This window comes from Streptomyces sp. NPDC048001 (genome assembly GCF_043203115.1).
GTDB lineage: Bacteria > Actinomycetota > Actinomycetes > Streptomycetales > Streptomycetaceae > Streptomyces > Streptomyces sanyensis.
In genome coordinates, this window is the sequence record NZ_JBIDBN010000003.1 from 174,623 (window position 1) to 189,225 (window position 14,603).

A 14,603-nucleotide genomic window follows, 5' to 3' on the forward strand; every position below is an offset into this window, starting at 1 on the left:
CCCGGGCGCCGACCCGCGCACGGCTCGCGCAGGCATCGCCCCGAGGGGCGAATCCGGGCGAAGCACCCCGGGGCCGAGGGGTGTTCAGGGGCGCTGCCCCTCCCGCTCGTGCGCCTGCGCCGCGATGACCGCCGCCTGCACCCGGCGCTCCACGCCCAGCTTCGACAGCAGGCGCGAGATGTGGTTCTTCACGGTCTTCTCCGACAGGTAGAGCCTCGCCCCGATCTCGCTGTTGGTGAGCCCCTCGCCGACCAGGTCCAGGACCGCGCGCTCGCGCTCGGAGAGTGCGGACAGGCGCTCGTCCTCGTCGCGGTGCACCACCTCCGGCCCCCGCAGGGAGGCCATCAGCCGGGCGGTGGTGGCCGGGTCGAGCATGGACTGCCCGGTCGCCACGGTGCGCACCGCCGCGACGAGGTCGGTGCCCTTGATCTGCTTGAGCACATAGCCCGACGCCCCGGCCATGATCGCGTCCAGCAGGGCGTCCTCGTCGTCGAACGAGGTCAGCATCAGGCAGGCGAGGCCGGGCATCCTGGCCCGCAGTTCGCGGCAGACCGTGATGCCGTCGCCGTCGGGGAGCCGCACGTCGAGCACGGCGACGTGCGGGCGCAGCGCGGGCCCCCGCGCCAGGGCCTGCTCGGCGCTGCCGGCCTCTCCCACCACCTCGACGTCCGGCTCGGCGTCGAGCAGGTCGTGCAGTCCGCGGCGCACCACCTCGTGGTCGTCCAGGAGGAAGACCCTGATCGGAGTCTGCTCCGAGAAGTGCGGTACGTCGGTCATCGCTGCTCCCTGCGGATCGGGCCCGTGAGTCGAGGATGGCCCGGCCCCGCAGGCCCGCGACAGGGCCGAACGGGCCCCGTTCCGCCCGGCCCGGGCCCGGACGGCCCTGCCCGCGGCCCGGACGGCCCTCCCCCGGGGGACGGGGCGGTGGGACGGTCGAGGGGGGACGCGGGTCCGGACGGCCGACCCCCGCCCACGCGGCCCGGCCCCGGCGATCGGAGGTGCGCCATGCGTCATACCGTCACCGCGGGCGTCGACGGCTCCCCCGAGAGCCTGGCGGCCGCCGCGTGGGCGGCGGAGGAGGCCGAGCTGCGCGGACTGCCCCTGACGCTGGTGCACGCGGGAGGCGCCCCGGCCCCGCGCACCGGTCTGCCGGAGGTGGACGTCCCCGCCGGGCGCCACGCCCGGGCACTGGAGGTGGCGGTGCGCGAGGTCCACGCGGCCCGGCCGGACCTGGAGATCGTCCGCACGGCCGTACCGGACCCGGCGGGCGAGACACTGCCCGAGGCCGCCCGGGACGCCGTGCTGCTGGCCCTCGGCTCACAGGGCTTCTCCGGCTTCACGGGCTATCTGCTCGGCTCGGTGGCACTGGACGTCGCCGCACGCAGCACCGTTCCGGTGGTCCTGGTGCGCGGCGGGCGGCCGGTGGCGGCCCGCTCCGACCGGCCGGTGCTGCTGGGTCTCGACCTGGACTCCGCGGATGCCGAACTCGTCCGCTTCGCCTTCGACGCGGCGTCCGTGCACGGCGCGCCGCTGGAGGTGCTGTACGCCTGGCGGCCGTCACCCCGCCGCCCGCACGGACGGGCGGACGCCGAGCCGGCGCTGCCCGAGGACCCCGGCGCCGGTCAGGAGGAGGCACTGGCCGCCGCCCTGCGGCCGTGGCGGGAGGAGTTCCCCGCCGTGCCCGTGTCACTGCACCTCGCGGCGGGCAGCGCGGCCCACCGCCTGGTACGCGCCTCCGAGCGGGCGGTGCTCCTCGTGCTCGGGCACCGGGAGGACGCCGGGCAGCGCCTGGGGCCCGTGACCCACGCGGCCATCCACCACGCCCCCTGCCCGCTGGCGGTCGTGCCGCACGGCGCGCGGGCCGCGGCCGACCGGCCGGGGCCCCCGCCCGGGCAGGGCGGGCCGCCGGACGGGTGAGCGGGACCCGGGCAGGGGGCCGCGGCGCGCCCCGGAGCCCCCTGCCCCGCCGCGGGCACGGCGGCGGCTGCGGCACCCCGCCTCACCCGGACACCGCCGCCGCGGAGGAGCCCCTTTCCCGTGCGGCGCCCCGCGGCCGCGGTCGCGCGCGGATCCGCCGGGGATGACGGGGCAGCCCTTACGGTGGACAGTGGCGAAGGGACGGCCGACTCCGCCGGAGGCGCGATGAGCGACAGGGCGACGGGCGAGAGCCCCGAGGGCCTCGGCCCGTTGTCGAGACTGCGGCTGGACGAGCTGCTGGAGGAGGTGCAGGTCCGCATCGAGGCGGTCCGCGGCACCCGGGACCGCGTGCACGGCCTGCTGGAGGCCGTGCTGTCGGTGGGGCGCGGGCTGGAGCTCCCGCAGGTGCTGCGCGGCATCGTCGAGGCGGCCACGGTGCTGGTGGACGCCGAGTACGGGGCGCTGGGGGTGATCGGCGAGGACCGGATGCTCGCCGAGTTCATCCCCGTCGGCGTCAGCGAGGAGCAGTGGGCGGCCATCGGCGCCCTCCCCAGCGGGCACGGGCTGCTCGGGGAGCTCATCCGCCATCCCTCGCCCCTGCGGCTGGAGGACCTGTCCCGGCATCCCGCCTCGCGCGGCTTCCCCGCCCACCACCCGCCCATGTCCTCCTTCCTGGGGGTGCCGATCCGGGTGCGGGAGACGGTGTTCGGCAACCTGTACCTGACCGAGAAGCGCGGAGCCCCCGCCTTCGACGCCGACGACGAGGCCGTGGTGTCGACCCTCGCGGTCGCGGCGGGCATCGCCATCGACAACGCCCGCCTGTACGAGGAGGCCCGGCGCCGGGAGCGCTGGTCGGCGGCGGGCTCGGAGGTCACCGGCGCACTGCTGTCCGGGCGCCCCCGGGCCCAGGTCCTGGAGATGATCCTGGAGCACGCCCGGCTGACGGCCGCCGCGGACCTGGGCGTGGTGGCGGTGCCCGCGGAGGGGACCGACCGGCTGCGCACCGCCCTCGCGGCGGGCCGGGACGCCGAACGGCACCGGGGCGTACTGGTCCCGAAGGGCGAGGGGTTCCTGACGGCCGCCTTCGAGGAGCACGGGCCGGTGCGCACCTCCGACCTGGGCCGTGAGGCCCGGACCGGACCGGACGCGGAACGCTGGCGGGGCACCGGTCCGGCGGTGGCCGTGCCGCTCGGCACCGACAAGGCGGTCCGCGGGGTGCTGCTGCTCGCCCGGGCGGAGGGGGCGGCGCCGTTCTCGGACGCGGAGGCCGTGCCGCTGGCGGCGTTCGCCGGGCAGGCCGCCCTGGCCATGGAGCTCGCCGAACGGCGCAGCGACGCCGCGGAGATGGCCGTCCTCGCGGACCGGGACCGGATCGCGCGCGACCTGCACGACCTGGCCATCCAGCGGCTGTTCGCGACCGGGATGACGCTGCAGAGCGCGGAGCGCTTCATCGACCACCCGCAGGCTGCGGAGCGGATCGACCGGGCGGTGGACGACCTCGACGCCACCATCAGGATCATCCGGTCGACCATCTTCGGGCTGCGCAGCCACGAGGGCGGGGCGGAGGCCCAGTCGCTGCGGGCCGCCGTGGTCGGGGCGGTGCAGGACTCGGCGGCCTCCCTGGGGTTCTCCCCCGCGCTGCGCGTCGAGGGCCTGCTGGACACCCGGACCGGCGGGGAGGTGGGCGAGCACCTGGTCGCCGTGCTCGTCGAGGCCCTCAGCAACGCGGCACGCCATGCCGGTGCCCGCGCGGTCGACGTCCACGTGCAGGTGTCGGACCGCCTGCTCACCCTGACCGTCGCCGACGACGGCCGGGGCATCGCGCCGGGGGCCGCCCGCAGCGGGCTGCGCAACCTCGCCGAACGGGCCGCGGCCCTGGGCGGCAGCCTCGTCGTGGGGCCCGGGCGCGAGGGCGGCACCCGGCTGGTGTGGCGCGTCCCGCTGCCGGAGGCCGAAGGGCCCGGCGAGGGCGGCTGAGCGGAGCGCGCCCCGGCCCCGGCAGCCGGGCCCGGGAACGGGTCCCGGCCGCTGCCGGGAATGGCCCGACCGGCCCTATCCGCCCGCCCGGGCCGGTGCGACGGTGGCACCACGGCGCGGCCCGCACCGCGGGGCCGCGGCCTCCGGCCGCTGCGCAGGGGGCTCGCGGTCCGGTCCGGGGGCGCGCCCGGAGTGGAAGGACGCCCCGATGACCACGCGCTCACCCCACACCGTGAACGACGTCATGACCACCACCGTCGTCGCCGTCGGCCCCGACGCGCGGTTCCGGGAGGTCGTCAGCGCGATGAGGCAGTGGCAGGCCAGCGCCGTCCCCGTCCTCGACGGCGACGGCCGGGTCACCGGCGTGGTGTCGGAGGCCGATCTGCTGCCCAAGGAGGAGTTGCGGGCCCGCGGGTCCGCGCTCGCCGATCCGGCGGAGCTGCGGGGCGAGGGCGCCAAGGCCGGGGGGCTGACCGCACGGGACGTGATGACCTCCCCCGCCGTCACGGTGACCGCGAGCGCGACCCTGCCCCAGGCGGCGCGGCTGATGGCGCGCCACCGCGTCAAGCGGCTGCCCGTGGTCGACGGCTCCGGGGTGCTGAAGGGGATCGTGAGCCGGGGGGACCTGCTGAAGGTCTTCCTGCGCGCGGACGCCGAGCTGTCGGACGAGATCCGCGAGGAGGTCGTCGACCGGCTCTTCCCGGTGACGCGCCGCAGCGTCACCGTCGAGGTCGACCAGGGGACGGTGACGCTCTCCGGGGCCGTCGCGGACCCCGCGCTCGTCCCCGTCGCGGAGCGGCTGGCGCGGTCCGTGGAAGGCGTGGTCGACGTGCGCTGCCTGCTGACCGCCCCGGTGACCGCCCCCGCGGGAGCGGGCGACCGGGAGGCGGGGCGGCCGGGCTGAGCCGCCGGGGGCCGGGAGACGGGGCCGATGGACGGCCCGGACGGGTCCGTCCGGCGAGCCCGAGGGGACCCGGCGCGATGAGGCAGCGGGCGCGGGCCCCCTCACGCGCCGGCCCGGTCCGCTTCCGCGCCGGACCGGTCCGGCACGGAAGCGGACCGGACTCACACGATCTCCAGGACCTCCGACAGGGGCCTGCGCGGAGTGCCCGGGGGCTTCGGTCCGTAGCCCAGCCGGATGATCATCTGCGGGCTGCCGATCGCCATGAACGGGCCCCGCACCACCCAGCGCAGCTCCGGCCATTCGAGCATCTGCGAGCTGAGCGCCGTGGACAGCCCGTCCAGCGTGGCCTGGAGCAGCACCCGTTCCATGGCCTGCCCCGCCTCCAGCCAGGCCGCCGGCCGGTCGTGCCGGGTGCCGAGCAGCCCCAGGCAGGGGCGGTGCTCGAAGACGGCCACCGATTGCCCGGGCGGGCGCCGGTCGGGTGTGAAGTCGCGGACGGGGGCCCGGCCGTCGTAGGAGCGGGGCCCCAGCGCGGCCGCCGGTATGCCCTCGGCGGCCGGGGCGGTGCCTCCGGGCGCGAGCGGGGCGATCCAGCGCGCCACCTCCCGCCGGACCTCCTCGTCCACCGACTCCCGGTAGGCGGCCTCCTCGGCCAGCTCCAGCACGGAGCCGACCTGGTCCTCGTCGAGGAAGAGCAGACGGGCGCCCTCGGCGATCGCCGCGCCGCTGAGGCCGTCCTTCAGCTCCCCGGGCACCGGCTCCCCGCTGAACGGCTCCCGGCTGGTGCGGCGGCGCCGCAGCGCCGGGTGGAGCTCCGCCAGCTCCTCGTCCGGGCCGGCGCCGGGCAGGAAGCTGATCCGCGCGAGCAGCCCGGGCCGCGCGGGTTCCGGCAGGATGCGCACACGCGGCTCCCAGCCCGCACGGGCCGCGGCGACCCGCAGGTTGAACAGGGCCGCACCGCAGCCCAGGTGCTGGGAGCGGTTGCCCGGGTCGGTGACCGGCAGGGAGCGGGCGGGATCACCGCGCAGTTCGAGCAGGGCCCGGCCCCGGTCGTAGCGGAACAGCCAGGGCTGTGCGTTGTGCATGGACGGAGCGGTCGCGGCCTCGGCGACCAGCCGCTCCACCGTCGTCGTGTCGATGTCTGCGCGCACGGCGGACTCCCTTCCACCGCTCCAGGATGCGCCCGGGCACCGGCCGGGCGGAAGGGACGCCGGGCCCGCCGGGGGGTCCGAACGGCCCTGCCCCGTTGGCCCGCCGCCCGGGAGCCCGGCAGGGTGGGGCGGACGGCGCTGCCGAGGAGGAGAGATGGGCGAGGACGGCTCGCAGGCGGGCGGCGGCCCGGACGGACGGCGGCCCACGGCCCCGGGCCGGATCGTCGCGGGGGTCGACGGTTCGGATCCGGCGCACATCGCCGCGCAGTGGGCGGCCGCGCAGGCGCACCGGCGGAACACGGCCCTGCACCTGGTGCACGCGGTCGGCACCACGCGGGAGACGCTGTTCACCTCCGAGGAGACCATCCGCCTGGTGCGCTCGGCGGGAGAGCGGCTGCTGTCCGTGACCCGGGACAGGCTGACCGCCCGCTTCCCCGGACTGGAGGTGACCTGCGAGCTGGTGTCCTCCGGTCCGCAGGAGGCGCTGCGGGGACTCGCCGCCCCGGGCGAGACGCTGGTCGTCGGCAGCCGGGGCCAGGGCGGCTTCGGCTCGCTGATGCTGGGCTCCGTCGGCCTGGGGCTCGTCTCGGACAGCCCCGTGCCGGTCGTGGTGGTGCGCGGTGAGCCCGCGGACGGGACGGGTCGGCCGGTCGTCGCCGCGGTGCGCGACGAGGACGACCGCCCGTGGGCGGTGATGGCGGCCCAGGAGGCGGCGCTGCGGGGGGTGGGGCTGCGCCTGCTGAGCGTCTGGGGCCTCGTGCCCCAGGTGGGCGGGGTGGTGTCGCTGCTGGACGGGTCGGGCACCGCCGCCGGGCGGCATCGGGAGCGCATCGAGTCCCTGGCCGAGGCGGTGCGCGCGGAGCTGCCCGGGCCGGCCGTCGAGGTCGCGGTGGAGCCCTCGGCGTCGGCCGCGGGCGTGCTGGTCGACGCGAGCCGGGAGGCCGTCCTGCTGGTGATGGGCAACCGGCGCTCGGGCCGGACGCTCGGACCGTCGGTGGGGCGCACCGCGCACGCCGTACTGCACCACGCGCACTGCCCGGTGCTCGTCGCCCCGGCGCCCCGCTGACCGGGGTCCGGATGCCGTCGGTCCGACGGCATCCGGACCCCGGTGCGGGGCCGCTCAGGCGGAGGCGTGCTCGCGCAGGTCCAGCCGCACGTCCACCACTCCCTCGACGGCCTGCACGGCCCGTGCGACCAGCGGCACCAGCATCCGGTCGTGGAGGTCGCCGCCCACCGTGACGACGCCCTCCTCGACCTCGGCCGTCAGCCGGGCCCCGGCGGGCAGCGAGGGCAGCACCTCCTCCCGGATCTCCCGGGCCATCTCCTCGTCGGGCCGCAGGAACACCTTGAGCAGGTCGCCCCGGCTGACCACGCCCTCCAGGAGCCCGGTGGCGTTCACCACCGGCAGCCGCTTCACCCTGCGGGTGGCCATGATGCGTGCGGCCTCGGCGATCGTCGCCTGGGGGTGCACGGTGACGGCGGGGCTGGACATCAGCTCCTCCGCGTAGAGGGCGTCGGCCTTGGGCACCGGGTCGGGCTCCGGTTCGCCCGGCCACGCCCTGGTGCGGCTCTCCTCCTTGGCCAGCAGGTCGGCCTCCGAGACGACGCCGATCACCCGCCCCTCGCCCTCCAGCACGGGCAGCGCACTCACCTTCCACTCCCCCATCAGCCGGACGATGTCCCGGTAGGGGGCCTGGCGTCCGACGGCGACGGCCGTGTGGGTCATCACGTCGCTGACGGTATGCGGTGACCTGGGCATGCGAGCCGCCTCCTCGTTTCGGGCCGACGGGGCGGGCGCCCCGGCGCGCGGCCTGCGCGGCAGTTCCCAGTGTCGGCGGGCCGTCCGGGAAGGGGGAGGGTCCGTTGCGGCCCGGGACGGGGCCGACCGGCCCTGCCGTGTGAGCGGCCGAGGGCCCGGCCGGGTCAGGAGCGGCGCCGGGGCCGGCCGCCGCGCCCCGTCCCCCGCCTGCCGGCGCCCCCGGCCCCGCCGCGTCCGCCCGATCCGCCGCGCCCGGCGGCGGTCCTGCCCGTGCGGGCGGGGGCGGACCCGCCGCCTCGCCTGCCGTCGGTGTCCCGCCCGGTGTCCGCCTCCGGGCGGGGGCGGCCGCGGGTGCTGTTGACGGTGCGGCCCCGGACGATGCCGATGAACTCCTCCACCAGGTCGGTGGTGGCCTCCTGCGGCCAGGACAGGGCCACGCCCGACTGCGGCACACCGCTCACGGGCCGGTAGGTCAGGTCCCTGCGGTGGTGGAGGCGGGCGAGCGACTGCGGGGCGACCAGCACGCCCACCCCGGCGGCGACGAGTTGGACGGCGTCCCCGGTGGTCGCGGGGCGTTCGATCGCGGGGCGGCCCGGCGGCTGCTCCCAGCCGAGGGTGTCGTCCAGCGGGTGCAGCACGAGTTCGTCGGCCAGGTCCTCCGCGGCGAGTTCCGCGACGGCCGTGGCCACGTGGTCCTTGGGCACGATCACGACGGTGGTCTCGGTGTAGAGCGGGATGGCGCTGAGGACGTCCCGGTCCACCGGCAGGCGGAGCAGGCCCGCGTCGGCCCCGCCCGCGCGCAGCAGCTCCTCGGCGTCCGCGGCGGCCGTCGGCACGAGGACGAGGGGGACGCCGGGGCGCCGCTCGTTCCAGATGCGCACCCACTTGGCCGGGACCACTCCGGGAACGTAGGCGAGCCGGAAGGGCGAGGGGGAGGACACGTCCGAGCCAGTCACCTCATCAGGCTACCGGGCCGCTCACGGGCCGGGGGCCGCGGCGGGGGCCTTAGGCTGTCCGTATGACTGCGCGACCGAGCACCCAGACCATGAAGCCCGCCACCGCGGCGAAGAAGCTGGGGGTGTACCTGGAGGCGACCCCCGCCTCGTTCCGGGAGGGCTCCGTCTCGCGTGCCGAGTTGAACGCGCTGCAGACCGATCCGCCCGCCTGGCTCACGGAGCTGCGCCGCAACGGGCCCCACCCGCGCCAGGTGGTCGCCGCGCGACTGGGGGTCTCCATCGCCGGGCTGGCCCGCGGCGGGATCACCGAGCCACTCACCACCGAGCAGATCGACGCGCTGAGGCAGGAGTTCCCCGAGTGGCTGCGCCGGGAGCGGGCCACCCAGGCGGAGGTCCGCAAGGAGGGCGCCCGCCTCAGGGCCCGCGACGCGGAGCGCGCCGCCGCCGGCTCCTGAACCCCGCCCGGGCGGGAGGGCCTCAGGGGTGGAGGCCCGCGACGACCTGGGCGGTCGCCGTGAGGCCGTCCTGGATCGTCGGCGCCATGCCGGTGCCCGCGACCAGGAACCCGAACAGGGCGCAGACCAGCGCGTGGGAGAACTTCAGCCCGTTGCGCAGGAAGATCGCCGCGAGGACCGCCAGCAGCAGCACCAGCGAGATCGAGACCACCATCGCCAACCTCCTTCGCCCCGCACGCCGAGGTGCGGCGTGCGGCGGCAAGTCTGGCGCAGTCGCCGTGCCGCGCCCGCACTCCGGCTGTCCGCTGTCCGGGTGACGGGCACGTCGGCAGCCGGGCAGGCCCCGTCGGCGGGCGAGAGAGGCCAGGTCATCGGCGGTTCCGTGGCCGGCGCCCGCCCCGCGGAGCCCCTTCGGCTCCGCCGTGCGCCCGCGTCCGGGCGTGTCGGGAACCGCCCGGCGGCGGCCACCGGGCGCGCCGTGGGCGCCGCGTTCGTCCGTCCTCCGGCAACGGGCCGTCAGGACGAGGAGGCCGGGCTCGGGCGGGAGCGCCGCGTACGGCGGTGCCACCGGCTGCACTCCGCTCGCCCGCAGCGCTCCCCGCGGTGCTCCGCCCGCCCCGGCGTCGGCGGACTCGCCTCCGTCGCATACAGCCCGCGGATCCGCCCCCGCCGCGCACGGAGCCCGCGGATCCGCTGCCGTCGCGCACGGAGCCCGCGGATCCGCCGCCGGGGCCGCCCGGTGCGGCGGGGGCCGGCTCCCGACCGCCCGTCAGCCGCCGCTGCGGTCGGCCAGCAGTTCCTCGATCCGGTCGAAGCGCTGGTGCAGGGCCCTGATCTGCTCGTGCACGGCGGCCTCGCCCTCCTCGGCGCGGCGGCGCACCGCGGCGCCCATGGCCCGGGCCTCCCGCTGCGCCCTGCCCACGAACCAGGTGGCGAGCGTGGCGGTGATCACGCCGAAGGCCGTGATCCCCGCCAGCATCACGGCCGCCGCGATGACCCGGCCCCACGGGGTGACCGGGTACATGTCGCCGTACCCGACGGTCGTGGCCGTCTCCACCGACCACCACACGGCCCGCGGGAAGGAGGTGATGGTGGCGCCCGGGGCGCCCTGCTCGGCGGCCACCATGAGCACCGAGCCGGTCAGCAGGACGACCGTCGTCACGAGCGTGACAAGCAGGGCGGCCCGCACATGGAAAGCGCGCCACCACCGGCTGCCGAAGAGGCGGCCGAGGAGGAGTACGAGGAACGGCTGCGGCACGAGTGCGCCCTCCGGGAGCACGGACAGGGACACCGCGGGGAGCGTACCGTCGGCGCGGCCGCACCGGGCGGGGACACGCCCCGCACCGCCCGGGCCCGGGCCGGTCACGCGGGGCGGTCACGCGCCGGGGCGGCGTCGCCGACGGCGCGGTGGACGGCCCTGGCGAGGCGGGCGCCCCACAGGGAGCGGGGCCCCCCGAAGGCGTGCAGTTCCGCGCCGGGGCGGGGCGTGCGCGCCGCGATGCACACCGCGTCGGTGGGGGTGCCGGAGCAGTCGTGGCCCGCCTCCAGCAGCGCCTGCACCTTGGCCTCGGTGGCGGTGGCGACCGCGTTGACGAGCGCGGCGTCGCTCAGTGCCACGGGGAGCGCCGCGACCACGTTGATCGTGCCGGGCGCAGCCGGGGCGGCTGCGCCCGGCCGGGGTGAGGCCGCCCATCCCCGGACGCTGATGCCGGCGGTGGCGACGGCCTCGGCGCCCTCGTCGTGGGCGTGGCCGTGCCGGGTGACGTCGGCGGCCGTCATCAGGGCGACGCCCTGCCCGTGCAGGCCGGCGGCGAGGGCCAGTTCCCCCAGATGGCGATCGGGGTCGGTGCGGCGGTATCCGTGGGAGACCTGGGCGTTGAGGACCCAGGCCCGTTCACCGATGCCTCCGCCGAGAACGGCGCTGCTGATCATCCGCCAGCCGGGGCCCGCCCGCCACAGCAGCGCGTGCAGCCGCTCGCCGCCCTCGACACGGGCCAGGCTCCGCACCGGCAGGAGGCCGGTGGCGGAGCGGGGTAGCGGTGCGGCGGCGGTGGTCACCGTCGGGTCTCCTTGCTGCGGGGCTGCGGGGCCGGCCGATCCTACGGGGGCGTCACGCGGTGCGGGACGTCCGGCCCGGGCCCCTTCCGGGCCGGGGCCGCGGACGGCGGCGCAGGGGGCACCCGCGGCGGGTCCCGGTACCGGCGGGGGCGGCTGACGGAGCGGCTGACGGAGCGGTGCGGTCCGCGAGCGGAAGATGCACCGGCAAGGCATCGGGCGGTGCGGGGGACGCCGGGGCGCCGGGGGTGTCCGTGCCTGCCGTGGAGCCGGCGGTGTCCTCGGTGGTCTCCGGCACCCGTGCCCGGCGGACGCGCCGGGTGGGCAGCCGCGGCATCGGGCGGGTCGAGCGGGTGCCCACCGGACGCACCCGGGCGGCCGGGGTCTCCTCCGCCGCGGGCGCGGCCTTGGGGGCTTCGGCGTCCTGCGGGCCCTGCCGTGCACCGGCGTCGGGCCGCAGCGGCAGCGGGGCGCCCCCGGCCGCGCGGGTGCGCGCGGCCGGGGGCCGTGTTCCGCGGCGAGGGGCGCCGGTGCGGGTCAGCGGGCGTCGGAGAAGTTGTGCACGCCCCACCAGCCGGAGCCGTCGCGGTAGATACCGACGCCGACCTCGGTGAACGAGGTGCTGGTCTGCCCCTTGTAGTGGCCGGGGCTGTGGCGCCACATGGACTGGAACTTCTCGGCCGCCTCCTGCGCGGTCATCGACTCGTCGCTCCACCAGACGATGTTCTCGCCTATCCAGGTGCGGCCGCCGGTGAGCAGGTGGTCGGTGTCCGAGGAGTCGGAGTGGCCGAAACCCGAGGTGCTCATGTGCCGGGCCCATCCGCGGGCGAACTCGCTCAGGTCCGTGCGCAGTTTCAGGGGCGGCAGGCCGACCGTGGCGCGCTCGGCGTTGAGCAGCCTGAGCGACATCGCCTCCGCCTCGCTGGTGCTCTGCGTCGTCGTCCGGGGGCCGGGCAGCGTGGGGTCGGGGCCGACCGGGCCGTCCTTCGGGGAGGCGGTCCGTGCCGGGGAGGGTTTCTGGGCACGCGCGGTCGCGGTGCGGCTGCGGGTCGGGGTGGGGGTGGGAGTGGGGGCCGCGGCGGCGGTCCGGGAGGCGGACGGGGCCGGGGAGGCCGAGGCCGAGGGCGAGGGCGACACGGTCGCGGACGGGGACGGGGTGGCGGACGGGCCGGTGGTCCGGGACAGCGGCACCCGGTCCCCGGGGCCGGCGGCGACGGCCGTGGTGGCGGGGGCCGAGGCGGCCGTGTCCGCCGTGGCGTCGTCCCCGTCGGTGAGCACGACGGCCCCGGCCGCCAGGGCCGCCACCGCCGCGGCGGTGAGGGCCGCGGCCGTCCTCGCTCCCGCCGCCGCGGGGCGGCGGCGCCTGCCCCGGCGGTGGCGGCGGGGCACCTCGCGCGCGGCCTCGCCGCTGGTGGTGGGTCGTTCGTCGTGCATCTGCATGCCTTGCTCCGTGGTGGTACGAACCCGCCGGGCACGGTGCCCGGCCGTTTCGGAGACCGCACGGCTGCGGCCGGACAACGGTTTTTCCGACGAGGCGGCGGTGCACGGGCCCGGGCGGGCGCGCACGGGTGCGGCGCGGGCGTGGCGGCGGGTGCGGGGGACGGCCGGAAGAGGCGGGAGTTCCGTTTCCGTGCGGTGTTGCGTAGGGTCCGGCTGCGTTTCCGTTGCCGGCGCCGGCTCTTTTTCTGTTGTCGGCGGCGCGCCGCCGGGTCTCCCGACGACAGGACGTACCGAACGACGGGCAGGACGGCTATGCACACGGACAGCGAGCACACCCGGGAGCTGGTGGGCGCGGCACGCGCAGGTGACGGCCGGGCACGCGAGCTGCTCGCCGCCGACTACCTGCCGCTCGTCTACAACATCGTGGGACGCGCCCTGGACGGCCACGCCGACGTGGACGACGTGGTGCAGGACACCATGTTCCGGGCGCTCGACGGGCTCGCCGGGCTGCGGGATCCCTCACGGTTCCGGTCGTGGCTGGTCGCGATAGCGATGAACCAGATACGGCGGCGCTGGACGGACCGGCGGCAGACCGCCCCCGCCCCGCTCGAGCGGCTGGCGGAGCATCCGGACCCCGCGGGCGACTTCGTCGACCTGACCATCCTGCGGCTGGGGCTGTCCGGCCAGCGCCGTGAGGTCGCCGAGGCCACCCGGTGGCTCGACGAGGACGACCGGGAGCTGCTGTCCCTGTGGTGGCAGGAGGCCTCGGGGCGGCTGACCCGCGCGGAGCTCGCGGAGGCGCTGGGGGTCTCCGACCGCCATGCGGCGGTGCGGGTGCAGCGGATGAAGGCCCAGCTGGAGACGGGCCGTCTGGTGGTCCGCGCGCTGGCGGCGCGCCCGGCGTGCGGTGCGCTGGCCGCGCTCATGGCGGAGTGGGACGGCCGTCCGTCCTCGGTCTGGCGCAAGCGGGTCGCCCGCCATGCCCGGGAGTGCGGCGTGTGCGAGGACCACCGCCGCGGGCTGGTCCCGGCGGAGGGTCTGCTGGCCGGTCTGGCCCTGGTCGTCCCCCTGGCCGGGTTCGCCGCGCTCCCGGGGGCGACGGACACCGCGGTCGCCGGTGCCGCCGCGGCATCCGTCCGGGCCCCCGCGACCGCGGACCCCGCCGCCGGGCACGGTGCACCGGGCGGCGCCACCGCGGGCGGACCCCCGGCCGGCGCGGTGCGGGAGGGGGCGCGGTGGAAGGTGCCCGCGGCCTCGGCCGCGGGCGGGGCGGTGGCCGGTGCGCTGGCCCTGGCACTGCTGTGGCCCGGGGCGGCCCCACCGGCGCCCGCACCGGCTCCGCAGCAGGCACCGCCCGCGGCGCGGTCCGCTCCGCCGGCCCCTTCGCCTGCGGTGCCGTCCTCGCCGCCCCCGTCGCCGTCGCCCTCCCCGTCGGCCGCCGAGGCGGGCCCGGCGCGCTCCCCCTCCCCCGGTGCCGCACGGCCGAGCATGGCGAGCCAGGTGGCCGAGCTGGTCAACGCCCACCGGGCCGCGGCCGGCTGCGCCCCGGTGCGGCTGGACGAGCGGCTGACGGCCGCGGCCCGCGCGCACGCGCGCGACATGGTGGACCGCGGCTACTTCGAGCACGAGAGCCCGGAGGGCGGGCACGCCGACACCCGGATCGCGAAGGCGGGGTACGACGTGGGGCCGTGGGCGGAGAACCTGCACCGGGGCCCGCGGGACGCGGCCACGGTGGTGGAGGACTGGATGGACGGCTCGATCCACGAGGAGAACATGCTCGGCTGCCGCTACCGGGACATGGGGGTGGCGGCCGTGCCCGGTCCGCAGGGCCTGGTGTGGGTGCAGACCCTGGCCGGACCCGCGTAGCGGTCCCGGACGGAGGTGCGCCGCCGGCTCCGGGCGGGGCCCGCCCGCGCCCGGAGGGGCCGGTCGGGGGAGAGCCGCCGGCGCACGGGTGTCGAGAACCCGCGGTCGGCTCCGTCCCCGGGG

General features: G+C 77.8%; 14 protein-coding genes. 6 read left to right on the top strand and 8 right to left on the bottom strand.

Translation table 11 applies throughout. The features are described from left to right. Positions 1-84 precede the first annotated feature (84 nt). Positions 85-777 carry a response regulator transcription factor gene (locus ACGF15_RS07345; RefSeq protein WP_345615279.1) on the bottom strand — a complete coding sequence of 231 codons (693 nt, stop codon included), beginning with the start codon at positions 775-777 and terminating at the stop codon, positions 85-87. Positions 778-1,005: 228 nt separating this feature from the next. Here ACGF15_RS07345 and ACGF15_RS07350 point away from each other — a divergent pair, with 228 nt between their 5' ends. The 3 genes from ACGF15_RS07350 to ACGF15_RS07360 all read left to right on the top strand — a co-directional run bounded on the left by ACGF15_RS07350 (position 1,006) and on the right by ACGF15_RS07360 (position 4,798). After that, complete coding sequence (locus ACGF15_RS07350) at positions 1,006-1,917, top strand: universal stress protein (RefSeq protein ID WP_345615280.1); 912 nt, start codon at positions 1,006-1,008, stop codon at positions 1,915-1,917. A 225-nt stretch (positions 1,918-2,142) separates the two neighbouring features. Next, positions 2,143-3,894: a GAF domain-containing protein gene (locus tag ACGF15_RS07355; protein ID WP_345615281.1), complete on the top strand. Its 1,752-nt coding sequence runs from the start codon at positions 2,143-2,145 to the stop codon at positions 3,892-3,894. Between the two features lie 208 nt (positions 3,895-4,102). After that, positions 4,103-4,798 (top strand): CBS domain-containing protein, encoded by a 696-nt coding sequence (locus ACGF15_RS07360; protein WP_392797132.1) that lies wholly within the window; start codon positions 4,103-4,105, stop codon positions 4,796-4,798. 161 nt (positions 4,799-4,959) lie between these two features. Here ACGF15_RS07360 and ACGF15_RS07365 read toward each other — a convergent pair whose 3' ends face one another. Further along, on the bottom strand, positions 4,960-5,949 hold the full coding sequence (locus tag ACGF15_RS07365; RefSeq protein ID WP_345615283.1) for an Acg family FMN-binding oxidoreductase: 990 nt from the start codon (positions 5,947-5,949) through the stop codon (positions 4,960-4,962). 154 nt (positions 5,950-6,103) lie between these two features. Between ACGF15_RS07365 and ACGF15_RS07370 the strand changes: the two genes are divergently transcribed. Then, on the top strand, positions 6,104-7,015 hold the full coding sequence (locus ACGF15_RS07370; RefSeq protein WP_345615284.1) for a universal stress protein: 912 nt from the start codon (positions 6,104-6,106) through the stop codon (positions 7,013-7,015). A 54-nt stretch (positions 7,016-7,069) separates the two neighbouring features. On the opposite strand, the gene ACGF15_RS07375 is transcribed toward ACGF15_RS07370, so the two are convergent. Both ACGF15_RS07375 and ACGF15_RS07380 read right to left on the bottom strand, forming a co-directional pair. Continuing rightward, on the bottom strand, positions 7,070-7,708 hold the full coding sequence (locus ACGF15_RS07375) for a CBS domain-containing protein (protein ID WP_345615285.1): 639 nt from the start codon (positions 7,706-7,708) through the stop codon (positions 7,070-7,072). A gap of 164 nt (positions 7,709-7,872) precedes the next feature. Then, on the bottom strand, positions 7,873-8,664 hold the full coding sequence (locus ACGF15_RS07380; protein ID WP_392797133.1) for a LysR family substrate-binding domain-containing protein: 792 nt from the start codon (positions 8,662-8,664) through the stop codon (positions 7,873-7,875). A gap of 62 nt (positions 8,665-8,726) precedes the next feature. On the opposite strand from ACGF15_RS07380, the gene ACGF15_RS07385 reads away from it, so the two are divergent. Continuing rightward, the gene (locus ACGF15_RS07385; protein WP_392797134.1) at positions 8,727-9,119 is read left to right on the top strand and encodes a DUF5997 family protein; all 393 of its coding nucleotides are present in this window, start codon (positions 8,727-8,729) and stop codon (positions 9,117-9,119) included. A gap of 22 nt (positions 9,120-9,141) precedes the next feature. On the opposite strand, the gene ACGF15_RS07390 is transcribed toward ACGF15_RS07385, so the two are convergent. The 4 genes from ACGF15_RS07390 to ACGF15_RS07405 all read right to left on the bottom strand — a co-directional run bounded on the left by ACGF15_RS07390 (position 9,142) and on the right by ACGF15_RS07405 (position 12,614). Then, positions 9,142-9,333 carry a hypothetical protein gene (locus tag ACGF15_RS07390; protein WP_345615288.1) on the bottom strand — a complete coding sequence of 64 codons (192 nt, stop codon included), beginning with the start codon at positions 9,331-9,333 and terminating at the stop codon, positions 9,142-9,144. A gap of 555 nt (positions 9,334-9,888) precedes the next feature. Continuing rightward, positions 9,889-10,410 carry a potassium channel family protein gene (locus tag ACGF15_RS07395; RefSeq protein ID WP_376428468.1) on the bottom strand — a complete coding sequence of 174 codons (522 nt, stop codon included), beginning with the start codon at positions 10,408-10,410 and terminating at the stop codon, positions 9,889-9,891. Positions 10,411-10,481: 71 nt separating this feature from the next. Further along, positions 10,482-11,177, bottom strand: a complete 696-nt coding sequence (locus ACGF15_RS07400; RefSeq protein WP_392797135.1) for an adenosylcobinamide amidohydrolase — start codon at positions 11,175-11,177, stop codon at positions 10,482-10,484. A gap of 534 nt (positions 11,178-11,711) precedes the next feature. Continuing rightward, complete coding sequence (locus ACGF15_RS07405) at positions 11,712-12,614, bottom strand: CAP domain-containing protein (RefSeq protein ID WP_392797136.1); 903 nt, start codon at positions 12,612-12,614, stop codon at positions 11,712-11,714. Positions 12,615-12,926: 312 nt separating this feature from the next. On the opposite strand from ACGF15_RS07405, the gene ACGF15_RS07410 reads away from it, so the two are divergent. Continuing rightward, positions 12,927-14,480 carry a sigma-70 family RNA polymerase sigma factor gene (locus ACGF15_RS07410; protein ID WP_392797137.1) on the top strand — a complete coding sequence of 518 codons (1,554 nt, stop codon included), beginning with the start codon at positions 12,927-12,929 and terminating at the stop codon, positions 14,478-14,480. The last annotated feature ends 123 nt before the right edge of the window (positions 14,481-14,603 follow it).

Excerpts from the sequence above, each read along its gene's own strand:
- ACGF15_RS07375 (WP_345615285.1), bottom strand. The coding sequence starts at position 7,708 with ATGCCCAGGTCACCGCATACCGTCAGCGACGTGATGACCCACACGGCC.
- ACGF15_RS07360 (WP_392797132.1), top strand. The coding sequence starts at position 4,103 with ATGACCACGCGCTCACCCCACACCGTGAACGACGTCATGACCACCACC.
- ACGF15_RS07410 (WP_392797137.1), top strand. The coding sequence starts at position 12,927 with ATGCACACGGACAGCGAGCACACCCGGGAGCTGGTGGGCGCGGCACGC.
- ACGF15_RS07390 (WP_345615288.1), bottom strand. The coding sequence starts at position 9,333 with ATGGTGGTCTCGATCTCGCTGGTGCTGCTGCTGGCGGTCCTCGCGGCG.
- ACGF15_RS07345 (WP_345615279.1), bottom strand. The coding sequence starts at position 777 with ATGACCGACGTACCGCACTTCTCGGAGCAGACTCCGATCAGGGTCTTC.
- ACGF15_RS07355 (WP_345615281.1), top strand. The coding sequence starts at position 2,143 with ATGAGCGACAGGGCGACGGGCGAGAGCCCCGAGGGCCTCGGCCCGTTG.
- ACGF15_RS07350 (WP_345615280.1), top strand. The coding sequence starts at position 1,006 with ATGCGTCATACCGTCACCGCGGGCGTCGACGGCTCCCCCGAGAGCCTG.
- ACGF15_RS07405 (WP_392797136.1), bottom strand. The coding sequence starts at position 12,614 with ATGCAGATGCACGACGAACGACCCACCACCAGCGGCGAGGCCGCGCGC.
- ACGF15_RS07385 (WP_392797134.1), top strand. The coding sequence starts at position 8,727 with ATGACTGCGCGACCGAGCACCCAGACCATGAAGCCCGCCACCGCGGCG.
- ACGF15_RS07370 (WP_345615284.1), top strand. The coding sequence starts at position 6,104 with ATGGGCGAGGACGGCTCGCAGGCGGGCGGCGGCCCGGACGGACGGCGG.